This window comes from Actinoplanes rectilineatus (genome assembly GCF_000962825.1).
GTDB classification, from domain to species: domain Bacteria; phylum Actinomycetota; class Actinomycetes; order Mycobacteriales; family Micromonosporaceae; genus Actinoplanes; species Actinoplanes rectilineatus.
Genome location: NZ_JZKF01000014.1, coordinates 105,508 through 118,762 on the forward strand (window position 1 = coordinate 105,508; position 13,255 = coordinate 118,762).

13 protein-coding genes are annotated in these 13,255 nt (G+C 71.2%); 6 read left to right on the forward strand and 7 right to left on the reverse strand.

Features of this window, described 5'->3' with window-relative positions; translation table 11 throughout:
• Nucleotides 1–2: 2 nt before the first annotated feature.
• Nucleotides 3–779, forward strand: a complete 777-nt coding sequence (locus tag WH85_RS13695; protein ID WP_211275359.1) for a metallophosphoesterase — start codon at nucleotides 3–5, stop codon at nucleotides 777–779.
• Here the strand turns inward: WH85_RS13695 and WH85_RS13700 are convergent.
• The gene (locus WH85_RS13700; protein ID WP_045742197.1) at nucleotides 770–1,933 is read right to left on the reverse strand and encodes a hypothetical protein; all 1,164 of its coding nucleotides are present in this window, start codon (nucleotides 1,931–1,933) and stop codon (nucleotides 770–772) included. The genes WH85_RS13695 and WH85_RS13700 overlap by 10 nt on opposite strands.
• A 68-nt stretch (nucleotides 1,934–2,001) precedes the next feature.
• Here WH85_RS13700 and WH85_RS13705 point away from each other — a divergent pair, with 68 nt between their 5' ends.
• Nucleotides 2,002–2,241 carry a hypothetical protein gene (locus tag WH85_RS13705; RefSeq protein WP_045742198.1) on the forward strand — a complete coding sequence of 80 codons (240 nt, stop codon included), beginning with the start codon at nucleotides 2,002–2,004 and terminating at the stop codon, nucleotides 2,239–2,241.
• A gap of 12 nt (nucleotides 2,242–2,253) precedes the next feature.
• Here the strand turns inward: WH85_RS13705 and WH85_RS13710 are convergent, their stop codons facing one another.
• Nucleotides 2,254–3,471 carry an MFS transporter gene (locus tag WH85_RS13710; protein WP_245673927.1) on the reverse strand — a complete coding sequence of 406 codons (1,218 nt, stop codon included), beginning with the start codon at nucleotides 3,469–3,471 and terminating at the stop codon, nucleotides 2,254–2,256.
• A gap of 82 nt (nucleotides 3,472–3,553) precedes the next feature.
• Here WH85_RS13710 and WH85_RS13715 point away from each other — a divergent pair, with 82 nt between their 5' ends.
• From WH85_RS13715 to WH85_RS13725, 3 genes are all read left to right on the forward strand, one after another.
• Nucleotides 3,554–4,462: a LysR family transcriptional regulator gene (locus tag WH85_RS13715; protein WP_045742200.1), complete on the forward strand. Its 909-nt coding sequence runs from the start codon at nucleotides 3,554–3,556 to the stop codon at nucleotides 4,460–4,462.
• Between the two features lie 3 nt (nucleotides 4,463–4,465).
• Nucleotides 4,466–6,109, forward strand: coding sequence for a WD40 repeat domain-containing protein (locus tag WH85_RS13720; protein WP_045742201.1), 1,644 nt, complete (start codon nucleotides 4,466–4,468; stop codon nucleotides 6,107–6,109).
• Between the two features lie 107 nt (nucleotides 6,110–6,216).
• On the forward strand, nucleotides 6,217–7,809 hold the full coding sequence (locus WH85_RS13725; RefSeq protein ID WP_245673928.1) for a methyl-accepting chemotaxis protein: 1,593 nt from the start codon (nucleotides 6,217–6,219) through the stop codon (nucleotides 7,807–7,809).
• 4 nt (nucleotides 7,810–7,813) lie between these two features.
• Here WH85_RS13725 and WH85_RS13730 read toward each other — a convergent pair whose 3' ends face one another.
• From WH85_RS13730 to WH85_RS13740, 3 genes are read right to left on the reverse strand one after another with little or no spacing between them, the layout of a single operon-like run.
• Complete coding sequence (locus WH85_RS13730; protein ID WP_045742202.1) at nucleotides 7,814–8,557, reverse strand: pseudouridine synthase; 744 nt, start codon at nucleotides 8,555–8,557, stop codon at nucleotides 7,814–7,816.
• Nucleotides 8,544–9,428 (reverse strand): SMC-Scp complex subunit ScpB, encoded by an 885-nt coding sequence (scpB, locus tag WH85_RS13735; RefSeq protein WP_045742203.1) that lies wholly within the window; start codon nucleotides 9,426–9,428, stop codon nucleotides 8,544–8,546. The genes WH85_RS13730 and scpB overlap by 14 nt, the downstream gene beginning before the upstream one ends.
• Nucleotides 9,425–10,468 (reverse strand): segregation and condensation protein A, encoded by a 1,044-nt coding sequence (locus WH85_RS13740; protein ID WP_045742249.1) that lies wholly within the window; start codon nucleotides 10,466–10,468, stop codon nucleotides 9,425–9,427. The genes scpB and WH85_RS13740 overlap by 4 nt, the downstream gene beginning before the upstream one ends.
• A gap of 137 nt (nucleotides 10,469–10,605) precedes the next feature.
• Here WH85_RS13740 and WH85_RS13745 point away from each other — a divergent pair, with 137 nt between their 5' ends.
• Nucleotides 10,606–11,130: a GNAT family N-acetyltransferase gene (locus WH85_RS13745; protein WP_045742204.1), complete on the forward strand. Its 525-nt coding sequence runs from the start codon at nucleotides 10,606–10,608 to the stop codon at nucleotides 11,128–11,130.
• Nucleotides 11,131–11,179: 49 nt separating this feature from the next.
• Here the strand turns inward: WH85_RS13745 and WH85_RS13750 are convergent, their stop codons facing one another.
• Both WH85_RS13750 and WH85_RS13755 read right to left on the reverse strand, forming a co-directional pair.
• Nucleotides 11,180–11,491 carry a hypothetical protein gene (locus WH85_RS13750; RefSeq protein WP_157410974.1) on the reverse strand — a complete coding sequence of 104 codons (312 nt, stop codon included), beginning with the start codon at nucleotides 11,489–11,491 and terminating at the stop codon, nucleotides 11,180–11,182.
• A 197-nt stretch (nucleotides 11,492–11,688) separates the two neighbouring features.
• On the reverse strand, nucleotides 11,689–13,191 hold the full coding sequence (locus WH85_RS13755; protein WP_157410975.1) for a tetratricopeptide repeat-containing diguanylate cyclase: 1,503 nt from the start codon (nucleotides 13,189–13,191) through the stop codon (nucleotides 11,689–11,691).
• Between the last annotated feature and the right edge of the window lie 64 nt (nucleotides 13,192–13,255).

Below are 13,255 nucleotides of genomic sequence, written 5' to 3' on the forward strand. Positions count from 1 at the left end.
GCGTGCCTCTCTTCGCCGCCAGTGACATGCACGGTCATCGTGCCGAGTTCCGGGAGGCGCTGCGCGACGCCGGGTTGATCGACGCCGCCGGCGACTGGTCGGGGGCCGACGCCCGGCTGTGGCTGCTCGGCGACTACTTCGACCGTGGTCCGGACGGTGTCGGGGTGATCGACGACATCCGGCGGCTCGCCGGTCAGGCCCCGGCGTCCGGTGGCGAGGTGCACGCCCTGCTCGGCAACCACGAGGCGCAGCTGCTGGCGGCGTACCGGTTCGGGCACACGGTCACCGCCCAGGACTGGGACTTCTACGACGCCTGGGTGCGGTACGGCGGTCAGGAGTCGGACATCCGGCGGCTCACCCCGGAGCACGTCGAGTGGCTGCTGCGGCTGCCCGCGACCGCGCTCGTCGACGACCACCTGCTGGTGCACTCGGACACCACGAACTATCTGGCGTTCGGCGACAGTGTGGCGACGGTCAACGCGATGGTGACCGACTATCTGAACACCGACGACCCGGAGGCGTTCCTCTACTTCTGCGGCATGATCAGCGGCCGGGCCTCGTTCCGCACCGGTGACGAGGTGGAGCGGATGTTCGCGACCTTCGGCGGGAGCCGCCTGGTGCACGGGCACAGCACGCTGATCTCACAGTTCGGGGTCCGGCCGGACGACGTGCGGACCGCGCTGAGTTACTCCGATGATCGGGTGCTGGCCGTCGACGGGGGCGTCTTCGAGGGCGGTCGGGTCCTCGTGACGCCCCTGCCGTTCCCCGCTCAGTCCTGATCTTTTTCGGACACCGAGGCGGGTTCGCTGACCCACGCCGAGAACACCGGGACGCCGTCCCACGGGCCGTCCTGCGCGGCGACCGCGACCACCGCGTACGCGTGACCGAACCGCAGCTCCGCCCGCCGGACCACGACCGTCGGCGGCATCATCGTCAGGGTCGCCCAGCCGGTGACCGCGGCGGCCTCGAAGCCGTACCGGCCGTACCGTGCCATCGCCGACTGCCGCGCGTCGAAGGCCTCGCCGTTCGTCCCGGCGAGCGGGCCCAGCACCCGCGACGCCGCACCGAAGCCCAGCCCGGGAGCGGTCAGGTCGAGATCGCTGGTGGCTGACCAGCAGGGCAGGACGGCGCTGTGGAACTCCCGGGACCGGGACGCCTCCCGCTCCTCGCGAAGATCCCACAGCGGTCCCTCGCCGAGCGGCAGGTCGAAGAGCGAGACCTTCTCCGCCCCGGCGGCCACCCGGTAGGCGGCCGCGATCACCGTCTCCGGCGGGACGTCCGCACCCGCCGCCACCGAGAACACCCGCAGGCCGTCCGCGGAGGCCGCCGCGTGCACGATCAGCTCACCGGCGTCGGCGTCGCGGGTCACGAACGCCTCGTGGCCGTGCTCCGGGGTCCGCAGCACCCGGTCCAGCCGCCCGGCCCACGGGCTGCCCGCACCGAGCGCCGCCGCGGGCGCCACCTCGAACGGATGCTCCCAGGAAACCTTCGTCGCCAGGGCGCTGGCCAGCATCAACACCACGTCCGGGCCGGCACCGAGCGGGAAACGGTCGATCAGGCCGAACGTGTGATCCCGGGCCCAGCGGTCCAGCCCGGCCTGGTCGGGCAGGGGGCCGGTGCCGGTGCTCGCGGGCAGTCCGGCCCGCCAGCCGGCCAGGCCGTCCGGGTCGGCGGACGGGCCGTGCCACACCGCCGTCGCCGCGGCGACCGCCGGATGCGGCTGCTCCAGCAGCTCGGCGGCGATCGTGGCGGCCCGCCGCGGGTCGATGCCGAGCACCTCGGTGAGCTGCGGATCCGGCTCGGCGCAGGCCCGCCCGGCGAGCGCCAGCAGCAGCCACGCGCCCAGCGGCGACGCCACGTGATGCCCGGTGCCGGCCGAGGCGTGCAGCCGGCGCGCGTACCGGCCCAGGGCGCTGATCCACTCGTCGCTCATCCACCCACCGTAGGGGCTCCCACCACCACACGCATCTGCGCCCGCACCGGTGCGGGTAACGTTCGTGTGTGATCCCTTTCTGCCCCGAGTGCGGCGCGCAGGGCGTGCCGCTGCTGTTCGGACTGCCGGTTCCGGCAGCGCGAAGAGCCGCCGAGAACGGGGACCTCGCTCTCGGCGGCTGCGTCCTGCGGGAGCCGGCGCCCAACTGGCAGTGTGCTCACGGCCATCAGTGGCGCGATCTCGACGAGAACGCGTGGGACCGGCGGCTGCTGGCCGTCCTCGCCGCCCACGGCGACGATCTCTCCTGAGACCTTCGCACCTCACACCGTTACGGGGGCGCGGGACGGTCCGCGCTCCCGGGAGAGCAGCGCCACCGCCGCGAGCAGCAGCACCAGAACCCCGGCGAACCAGGTCATCACGGTGACCGGGCCGGCCAGCGCGGTGGCCACCCCCAGCACCACCGCCGGCACCCCGATCCCCAGGTAGGCGACGAGGAACAGCCCGGCCAGCGCCTCACCGCGCTCGGCGGGCGCCGCCATCGCGGCCACCGCGCCGACCGACGCCTTGAACAGCACGCCCGCGCCGACACCGGACACCACACCACCGGCCACGAACACCGCCAGGCTGCCGGCGTGCATGCCGGCCACCAGGGTCAGCACCCCGCCGGCCTGGGCGAGCAGGCCCAGGGCCGTCCGCGCCGGGCCGCTCAGCCCACCGGTCAGGCTCTGCGCGACGGCCGCGCTGCCGAACACCGCGAACACCACGGCACCGGCCAGCGCCCGGGAGGTGTGGTGCAGCGTACCGGCCACGAAGGACGGCGCCAGCGCGGTGAACACGCCGAACACCGCGAACGAGGCGAACGCCCCGGCCGCCGCGGCCAGATACCTGGTCCGGTCGCCGTGCGCGCGGATCCGCTGCGGGCGGTAGGCGGGCCGGTCCACCCGCGGCGGCACCGTCTCCGGGGTCAGGGCCACCGCGACGACGCTCAGGACCAGAAGGACCAGGAAGACCAGATAGGGGGTACGCAACGGAGCCGGCGCGTACTGGGCCAGCAGTCCGGCGACGAGCGTGCCCAGGCCGAGTCCCCCGCTGTTCGCCGCGGTCGACACCACCTCGAACCGGCGGCGCGACGCCTCCGGCCGGTGCGCGGCGTGCAGTTCCTGCAGGTGCGCCGTGGCGGTGGCGGTGATCATGCCGACCCCCAGGCCGGTGACGAACCGGGCCAGCAGCAGCACCGGCAGCGACGTGCCGGTCAGGAACAGCACCGCCGCGAGGAGTTCGAGCAGCAGCGCCGGGATCAGCACCCTCCTGCGGCCGAACCAGTCGGAGACGTGCCCGGCCAGCAGCAGACTGGCCACCACTCCGGCCGCGTACGCGGCGAACACCACCGTCACGACGAAGGTGGAGAAGCCGTCGCGGGCCATGTAGAGCGGGTACAGCGGCGTCGGCACGGTGGAGAACGCCATCGCGGTGAGGAAGGTGAGGGCGATCGCCCAGAACCCGGCGTGCAACCGGGCGGGCGTGGGGGTGGCGGTCATGCGGCCACTGTGCGCCGCACCGATCATCACCGACAACGAAAGTTGATGCTCACAGCTATCACCAACAGAGATACTTGCCGGTGTGGAACTCCGTCAGCTCGCCTATTTCGTCGCGGTCGCCGAGGAGCAGAGCTTCACCCGCGCCGCGACCCGCCTGCACGTCGTCCAGTCCGCCGTCTCCGCCGCGGTGAAGACCCTGGAACGCGAGCTCGGCGCCACCCTGCTGGACCGCAACGCGAAACGGGTCCGGCTCACCGACGCGGGCGCCACCCTGCTGCCCCGGGCCCGGACCGCCCTGGACGCCGCCCGGGAGGCCCGCGACGCCGTCGCCGAGGTCCGCGGCGGGCTGCGCGGCACCCTGCGGATCGGCACCCTCACCTCGGTCCGGATCATCGACCTGCCGGCCCTGCTCGGCGAGTTCCACCGGCGGCACCCGGGTGTCCTGCTGCGCACCACGGCCGCGCCGAGCGGGTCGGTCGGCCTGCTCGAGGCGCTCCTCGACCACCGCCTCGACCTGGCGTTCGTCTCGTTGCCGGGCGCGCACCCGCCGGGCGTACGCCTGATCGAACTGGCCTCCTCGGTCCTCGACCTGGTCGTGCCGCCCGGGCACCCGCTCGCCGGCCGGTCCTCGGTGCCGATCACCGAGCTGGCCGGGCTGGACTTCATCGACTCGCCGACCGGATTCGGCAACCGGGCGGTCACCGACCGGGCGTTCGCCGCCGCCGGGGTGCCCCGGCACGTCACCATCGAGATCCCGGACATCGGCACCGGCGCCGACCACGTCCGGCACGGTCTGGGCATCGCCCTGCTCCCCCGGTTCGTGGTGGCCGGCGCCCCGGACGTCGTCACCCTGCCGGTCTCCGGCGCCGACCTGACGTGGCCGCTGTCGCTGGCGCTCCCGGCCGACGGGGTGCCGGGCGCGGCCGTACGAGCACTGATCGCCCTGCTCGACGAGGCCGCTACGGGTTTCCGGGGAGGTGCCGATCAGTGATGCATGCAGCCGATCCGTCTCGCCGCCGCGGCGGTCGCCCTGACACTGACGGCCCTTCCGGTGCCCGCCCACGCGACGGCACTTCCGGTGCCCGCCCACGCGACGGCAGGTCCGGTGCCCGCCCACGCGGCCGCAGATCCCGCGCTGACCGTGCCGGTACGCCACAAACTACCCACCACCGACCGGATCACCGACGTGCTGGCCGTCGGCTCCGACGCCTGGGTCGCGGCCGGTGACAGCGTCCTGATCGTCACCCCGGCCGGCACCGTCCGGAAGACCGTGACCGGCATGTCCGGCGTGACGGGCCTGAGCCTGAGCGCGGACGGCACCGGCGTCTTCGTCTCGGCCGGCGCGGCCACCAAGATCTTCCAGGTGTCCACCGCCGGGACGGTGCTCGACTCCTGGACCTCGCAGGCCTGCCCCGGCCGGTCCGGACTGGCCTCCGGCGCCCTCTGGTACGCGTACGGCTGCAGCGCCGCCGACCGGGGCGTGGCCCGCCTCGACCCGGCCACCGGCGTCGACACCAGCGTGCTCACCGGCACTCCCGAATCGCTGACCGCGGCCGGGTCGACCGTGGTCAGCTACGGGTCCTCCGGGGGGATCACGGCGTACGGGATCAACGACGACGGGACGCTGACCAAACGGGCCGGCGCCGACAACGACACCAACTACGGCGCGGAGCTGTCCGCCGACGGCAGACAGGTCCTCACCACCCGGTACGCCAAGGGCTACGGTTTCGTCCGCTACGACACCACCACGATGGCGCAGACCGGCACCTTCACCACCGGGTCGTACCCGACCGCCGTCGCCTGGTCACCGGACGGCAAACGGTTCGCCGGGATCCTGGACGGCAGCGGCGACACCCGGCCGGTCCAGGTGTTCTCCACCTCCGACGGCAGCGCGACGACGCGGTCCGGCACCGCGGGCAGCACGGTGTACACCAACGACGCGCACGAGGCGGCCTGGTCCGCGGACGGCAGGTACATCTACTTCCCGTTCCAGCCGGCCGGCGGGAACGCGTACCTCGCCGTGGCGCCGGCCGCCGGGCAGGCCCGGGACGCGGTCGCGGTCACCGTCACGCCGGCCCGCGCGTACGGCCGGAACCTCAAACTGGTGGTCCGCACCACCCCGAAGCGGGCCGGTGTCGCCGTCCCGGTGTCGGTCACCCAGAACGGCGCGGTCAGCACCCGGGTCCTGACCACCAACAGCGCCGGGATCGCCGACTGGGCGCTGCCGGCCCGCGCCAACGGGACCGTGTCGGCGCGTACCCCGACTGATCTGACCTGGCTCGGTGCCACCGGTTCGGCGCGGTTCAGCACTCCGGGCTCGGTCTCCGCCAAGCTCTCCGGCGCGTCGCGGACGGTCGAGGGCGTCGCCCACTACACCGCGATCACCAAGGTGGCGGTGGACTTCCAGCAACGGCCGGAGCACGCCGGGCGGATCGAGGTCCAGCTGCAGCAGCGCTCCGGGAAGACCTGGAAGACCCTGCAGCGGATGACGTTCACCGCGGAGGGGGACGGTTCGCTGCCGATCGCCATGCAGCAGGGTGCCAAGAAGGTGACCTACCGGTTCGCCGCGAAGGCCCTCGGTGACACGACGGCGGCCGCCTCCCCCACGGTCACCTCGCCGAGTTTCGTCGTGGACTGAGCTATCAGGTCGTACCCGATAAGTCTTGGGTATCTGGATAAGTGACCCCGCAGGGGTCGCCGGGTGGTCTGATCCACGGGACAGTTCCGCTGTTCGAGGAGGCCCCGTTGCCCGGTTTCAGCCTTCGCGCTCTGAGCATCCGGGCCGGCCTGATGATCTCGGCCGGCATCGCTCTGCTGGTCGCGGTCGTCGTCGGCGGGTTCGGCATCTCCCGTACGCAGGCCATCGCCGACAAGGCCGAGGATCTGTACGGTCAGCAGCTACGCCCGCTGGCCGTCGTCAAGGACATCCAGCAGCTCATCTGGCACGGCCGCTGGGCAAGCCTGTCCGGCCTCACCGCCACCGACACGACCAAGGCAACGGCCTACAACGAGGAGGCCGCAGCCAACTACGACCTGGTCTCCACGCGCATCGAGGAGTACAACGCGTTCAGCCTCACCAGCGACCAACATGCTGCGATGAGCACCTTCCAGACCGGCTGGGCGAACTACCTGGAGCTGCGGCAGCAGTCGTCCGCGCTGAAGAAGGCCGGCAAACTCGCCGAGTGGGCGGAGTTCCGCAGCAGCACGCTCAACCCGGCCCTCGCCGGGTCGATCACGACGCTGGACGATCTGGCCGCCTCCTCCGAATCCCTCGCCGCGGCGGCTGCCGCCCAGGCACAGACCACCGCGGCCCAGGCCGCCGTCGCCATCGCCGTGGTGCTGATCGTCGGCGTGGTCCTGGCCGCCGCCTTCGCCGCCGTCGTCGCCCGGATCACCAATCAGCGGATCAGAGCCCTCCGCGAGGTGGTGACCGCGATGGCCGACGGCGACCTGGCCGAACGAGACGAGGACCTGGCCGCCAACGAGATCGGCGAGATGTCCCGGGCCGTCCACCTGGCCGTGGCCCGGACCCGGGACACCATCGACGCGGTCGCCTCGATCAGCATCAGCCTGTCCGCACGCTCGTCCGAATTGGATCAGGCCAGCCGGGATCTGGCCGCCAGCACCGACCAGGCCTCGCACCAGGTCGGCACGATCGACGCCGCCGCCGGTGAGGTCAGCGCCGGTGTCCAGGCCGTGGCGAGCGGCGCCGAGCAGATGGGCGCGGCCATCCGGGAGATCTCGATCAGCGCCACCGAGGCCGCCGGGGTCGCCTCCCAGGCCGTCGAGGTGGCCGCGGACGCGAAGCTGACCATGCAGAAGCTGGACGCGTCGTCCGGGGAGATCGACGGCGTGGTCAAGACGATCACCGCGATCGCCGAGCAGACCAACCTGCTGGCCCTGAACGCCACGATCGAGGCGGCCCGGGCCGGCGAGACCGGCAAGGGCTTCGCGGTGGTGGCCGGCGAGGTGAAGGACCTGGCGCAGGAGACCGCGAAGGCGACCGAGGAGATCAGCCGCCGGATGGAGGTCATCCAGACCGACACCCGGGTCGCCGTGGAGTCGATCTCCGGCATCGGCGAGATCATCGAGCGGATCAACGATTACCAGAACACCATCGCCTCGGCGGTCGAGGAGCAGAGCGCGACCACCCAGAACATGACCGGCGACCTGAACCGGGCGGCCGGTGGCACCTCGGAGATCACCGGCGGACTCTCCCAGGTGGTCCAGGTGACCATGACGACCCGGGAGGCCGCACAGGCCGCCGAGGTCTCCGCCAACGATCTGGCGGAGAGTTCCCGGCGGCTGCGCGAGCTGGTCTCGCAGTTCTCCTACTGAGAGATCACTCGCCGTCGCCGACGGCCTTGAAGAGCGCGGCGACCTCGGCGTTCGACAGGTGCCGGAAACCACCCGGGCGCATGTCGCCGAGCCGGATCGGGCCCACCGAGGTGCGGATCAGCCGGGTCACCGGGTGACCGACGGCGTCCATCATCCGGCGCACGATGTGCTTGCGGCCCTCGTGCAGGGTGATCTCCACCTGGGCGGTCTTGCCGACCGCGTCGACCAGCCGGAAGCTGTCGACCTTGGCCGGACCGTCCTCCAGTTCGACGCCGGACTGCAGGGCCCGGCCGACGGTCCGCGGCAGCGGCCCGACCACCTCGGCGAGGTAGGTCTTGGCGATCCCGTACGACGGGTGCATCAGCTTGTGCGCGAGCGTGCCGTCGTTGGTGAACAGCAGCAGACCCTCGGAGTCGGCGTCGAGCCGGCCCACGTGGAACAGCCGCTGCTCGAAGTTGGCGCCGAGGAAGTCGGACAGCTCGGTGCGGCCCTTCTCGTCGTCGAGACTGGAGACGACGCCGCGGGGCTTGTTCAGCGCCACGTAGACCAGCTTGGTGTTGGTGATCACCCGCTGTCCGTCGACGTGGATCTCCGCCGTGGCGGGGTCGACCTTGTCGCCGAGCTTGGCGACACGGCCGTTGACGGTGACGCGCCGGCGGAAGATCAGATCTTCGCAGGCGCGCCGGGATCCAACACCGGCCGCCGCCAGGACTTTCTGGAGGCGTTCGGCGGTGTCAGCCTGAGGCATCGAGCACTTCTTCCACGTCGTCGGGCAAAAATGGGGCGAGCGGCGGCAACTGATCGACCGAGTTGAGCCCGAGTTTCTCCAGGAAGAGGCTCGTCGTCCGGTACAGGTAGGCCCCGGTCTCCGGTTCGGTGCCGCACTCCTCGATCAGGCCGCGAGTGACCAGCGTACGCATGACGCCGTCACAGTTCACACCGCGGATGGCGGAGATGCGCGACCTCGTGACCGGTTGCTTGTAGGCGACCACCGACAGTGTCTCCAACGCGGCCTGGGTGAGCCGCACAGACTGCCCGTCCAGCACGAAACGTTCCACGTACTGCGCGTACTCCGGACGGGTGTACAACCGCCATCCCCCGGCCGCGCGCCGCAGGTCGATGCCGTGCCCGGCCGCCGAGTACCGCTCGGCGATCCGCTCCAGCGTCCGCGCGATCCGTTCCACCGGCTGCTCCAGCACCTGCGCCAGCTGCAGCTCACCGGTGGGCTCGTCGACCACGAGCAGAATCGATTCCAGTGCCCCGGCGAGCTCGGCGTCGTCCATCACGCTCGGCGCGGTGAGATCTTCCTTGGGGGTACGAGCCACACCTTCGACAGGCGCAACCGGAGCGTCCCGTGGCCCCCGAGGCTGCGCGGGCACCGTCATCTGACCCGAAGCGGCTTCCTGTTCCGGCTCGGCTTCGGGTGCCGAAGGCGCGCCGGGCTCCCCGGACCCGCCGGGCTCCCCGGACTCGCCGGGTTCATCGGACTCGTCGGGTTCCTCCGGCTCGTCCACGCTCGCCTGGTACTCGCGGTCCGGCTCACGTTTGCGTTCCCACGGCGGCACCCACGCCGCCGCCTGCGCGGCCAGGGAATCGGGCTGCTGCTCCTCACCGCTCACGATGTCTCCTCCGCCGCCGAATCACCCTCATCAAGATCACCATCGGGACGCGGCCCGTCAAGTTCCGCGGTGCCGCTGTCCTCCGAACCGGTGTCATCGTCGGCCTTCTCGGCGTCCTCGGGAAGCGGTCTGGTCCCCTCGTAGTCGTCGATGTCGAGTTCGACGTCGCCCGCACCGCCGATCCAGCGCACCGTCAGCTCGTCGAGCGACACCGGCTGCTCGAAGTCGACGAGCCCCTCCCGGTACAGCTCCAGCAGCGCCAGGAACCGGGCCACCACCTCGAGGGTGTTCGCGCAGTCCGCGACCAGCAGGCTGAACGTGGCGCTGCCGGCCCGGCGCAGACGGTCCCGCAGCATCGAGGCGTGTTCACGGACGCTGACGCGTACCTGGTGGATGTGGGCGATGCTGACCTGCGGCGGTCCCGGCTTCGGCAGGAACTGCTTGAGCGCCAGTTTGAGCAGCCGCGGCGGGCCGACGCCGAGAACCAGTTCGGGGAGCGCGTCCGCGTACCGCTGCTCCAGACTGACCAGACGCGGCCAGCGACGCGCCCCGGTGGCCTCGAGTTCCGCGATGTGCGCGGCCGCCTCCTTGAAAGCCTTGTACTGCAGGAGCCGGGCGAACAGCAGGTCGCGCGCCTCCAGCAGAGCCAGGTCCTCCTCGTTCTCGACCTCGGCGGCCGGCAGCAACCGAGCCGCCTTCAGGTCGAGCAGCGTCGCCGCGACCAGCAGGAACTCGCTCGTCTCGCCCAGGTCCCAGTCGTCGCCCATGGCCCGGATGTACGCGATGAAGTCGTCGGTCACCTGATGCAGCGCGATCTCGGTGACGTCCAGTTTGTGCTTGCCGATCAGCTGCAACAGCAGATCGAACGGACCGGTGAAGTTCTCCAACCGGACCGTGAAACCCCCGGAATCGGCCTCCGGCTCGGCCATCACGGCATCGTCGTCACCCGCGGTGACCGCCGTGGACGCGTCGTCGGACGGCTCAGGATCACCGGGCGGCGGCAGGTCGGGCTCTTCAGGCACGTGCCGACCGTAGACCATGCCGTGCATCAGCTGTTCCGGGCTCACGCTGTGTCGGTCCTTCCGTCGCCGGACAGCCCCCGACCCTTCCAACGGCACAACCGGCTGCGGGTTGCTCACCGGTTACGTTTCCGCTTCTCCGCGGTTACGCTGCCGCGATGCAGTCATTGATCGCGCCCCGCCTCCTGTTGCGCGAGTGGGAGGAGAAGGACGCCGGTTTCCTCCTCGACATGTACTCGCGCCCGGAGGTGAAGCGACACCTCGTCGCCGACTCGCAGGTGCTGCGGGACGAGGCGGAGGCACTGGCGATGCTCGAACGCTGGCGTGCCCGGCAGGACGAGGCACACGGGGTCTGGGCCGTTCAGGACCGGGCCACCGGTCACCTGGTCGGCACCGCCCTGCTGCTGCGGATGATGCTCTCCGGCTCGTCGGCGGTGGCGGACGAGACCGAGATCGGCTGGCATCTGCACCCGGACGCCTGGGGCAAGGGGTACGCCACCGAGGCCGCGGTCGCGGTGCTCGCCTACGCGGCCCGCTCCAGCCTGACCGGGGTGTACGCCGTGACCGGCCCCGACGACAGCGCCGCCCGGGCCGTCTGCCGCCGCCTGGGGATGCGTCACCTCGGGACGACCGACCGCTACTACGACCAGACCTGCGAGCTGTACACCACGCTCCGGGAATAAGGCCGGGCCGCCACGTGTGAACGTGACGGCCCGTGGCGCTGGTGCGGTACTACTTCTTCTTGGTGGCCTTCTTCGCCACGACGGCCTTCTTGGCCTTCGACGGCTTCACCTTGGTGGACTTGACCGTCGCCGGCTTCGCCTTGACCGTTGCGGGCTTCGCCTTGACCGTCGCCGGCTTCGCCTTGACGGTCGCGGGCTTCGCCTTGGCCGGCTTGGCCTTGGCAGCGGTCTTCGTGGCGACCTTGTCGGTCTTCACGACGGCCTTGTCAGCCTTCTTCGCGGCCTTGACCGTGGCGCCCTTGGCCTTCGCCTTGACATCCTTGGCCACGACCTTCGCGTCCTTCTTCGCCTTCTCCGCCATGGGGGACTCCTCATCCTGTGCGATGCGTGACCAGCCGGTCACCGCGCCGCGACTGTAGACCGGCCAGTTGAACAGATCCGGGGTCGAGGGGTTCTCCGACCGAAAATGAGATGTTCACCATTTTTTATTTCGGCCGTTGCCCGGCCATGGTTGCTCATCTCGGGAATTCCGGGATCCACGACCTGATTACTACCCAGTCAGCCGGTCGTCACACGGTTACGGCCGGCATGTTTCGCGTCGTACAGCAGCGCGTCGGCCCGGCCCACCACCACACCCCGGTCGTCGCCGGGCAGCACCCCCGTCACCCCGATACTGGCGGTCACCCGCAGACCGGCGACGATGTCGCCCCAGCCGTACGCCTCGATCTCCGCCCGCAGCAGCTCGCACATCCGCGCGGCCTCGTCCGGGCCGGCCCGCAGAATCAACACGAACTCCTCCCCACCCAGCCGGCCCGCATGCCCCGGCACGCCGTTCAGCAGATCCGCGAGCCGGCGCAGCACCTCGTCACCGACAGCGTGCGAAAACGTGTCGTTGACCCGCTTGAAGTGGTCCAGGTCGACCAGGGCGACGCTGGCCGGCTCCCCCGACGCCAGCACCTCGGCCAGCACGGCGTCACTGCGCCGCCGATTCCACAACCCGGTCAGCGAATCCCGCTCCGCCATCTCCCGGAAATGCTCACTGGCCCGATACGCCTCCTCCACCGCGAACTGGGCGTGCGCGAACCGGGCCGCCATGTCACCCTGCTGCGTCCGGCGCCCCTCCCACGCCTCATGAAACTCGACCATGCTCCGGTACGCCGCCGCGAAGTCCCCGGCCTCCGCGTGACAGGAGGCGATCATCCGCAGCGCCTGCGCGTCGTTCTCCGGCAGGTGCCGCTCCGCCGCCAGGACACGGCACCGCTGCAACGTGGACAGGGCCGTCCCCAGGTCCCCGCCCCGGCGCTGAATCTCGGCCAGAGTCAGCAGCGCCCCCGGCACCGCATCCGAATCGGTCGACGGGGCATGCTCGATCGCGTACCGGATCACCCGCTCCGCCTCCCCCGCCCGCCCCGTCTCCAGCAGCACGTTGGCGACCGTGTCGGCGGTCGACGCGTTCAACGCCTGCCCCGAAGCCGCCGCGAAATCCCGCAGACGCCCGGTCAACTCCCCCGCGGCGTCGATGTCCCCGGCGGCGTACGAACACCACGCCCAATTGTTCAAATTGGCGATGATCAGGGTGGGCAGCCCCGAAGCATCCGCCAACTCCTGCGCGACGACGAACTCCTCAGCGGAGAAGTCCCCCAGCCGCCGGTCGTTGACCTGCACCGCCAGAATGATCGCGTGGTCCGCCCGCAACGGCAGCGGATCCCCGTCGGCGAGCATCCGGGTCGCCCACAACGCATGCCGCACGGCGGTCGCGTTGTCCCCCAGCCGCCACAGCCCACCGGCGATCACCGCATGAGCGTGCGCCCGCACCAGCCGGTCCTCACTGCTGCTCAGCACATGCCGGGCAACCGTCACCCCTTCAGGCGCCCGCCCAGCCCGGTTGTCCAACTCCGCCGCAACGAGCCGGGCCAGCAGCACACACTGCCCGTCCCCCGCCCGCTCCGCAGCCCCCGCCAACGCCGCAGCCCGCTCCGCAAGTCCGACATGAGACGCGTAAACGTCCGCAACGAGCCGGCCGACCGCACCCAGAAGCGAGTCCTCCACCACCGGCAGCATGCCTGCACGATCGCCCCCGACACCCAACTCCTTAGCCCACCCCTCCACCCACCAACGCCCTCCG

Excerpts from the sequence above, each read along its gene's own strand:
- WH85_RS13700 (WP_045742197.1), bottom strand. The coding sequence starts at position 1,933 with ATGAGCGACGAGTGGATCAGCGCCCTGGGCCGGTACGCGCGCCGGCTG.
- WH85_RS13710 (WP_245673927.1), bottom strand. The coding sequence starts at position 3,471 with ATGACCGCCACCCCCACGCCCGCCCGGTTGCACGCCGGGTTCTGGGCG.
- WH85_RS13720 (WP_045742201.1), top strand. The coding sequence starts at position 4,466 with ATGCAGCCGATCCGTCTCGCCGCCGCGGCGGTCGCCCTGACACTGACG.
- WH85_RS13730 (WP_045742202.1), bottom strand. The coding sequence starts at position 8,557 with ATGCCTCAGGCTGACACCGCCGAACGCCTCCAGAAAGTCCTGGCGGCG.
- WH85_RS13740 (WP_045742249.1), bottom strand. The coding sequence starts at position 10,468 with ATGGTCTACGGTCGGCACGTGCCTGAAGAGCCCGACCTGCCGCCGCCC.
- WH85_RS13745 (WP_045742204.1), top strand. The coding sequence starts at position 10,606 with ATGCAGTCATTGATCGCGCCCCGCCTCCTGTTGCGCGAGTGGGAGGAG.
- WH85_RS13750 (WP_157410974.1), bottom strand. The coding sequence starts at position 11,491 with ATGGCGGAGAAGGCGAAGAAGGACGCGAAGGTCGTGGCCAAGGATGTC.
- WH85_RS13755 (WP_157410975.1), bottom strand. The coding sequence starts at position 13,191 with ATGCTGCCGGTGGTGGAGGACTCGCTTCTGGGTGCGGTCGGCCGGCTC.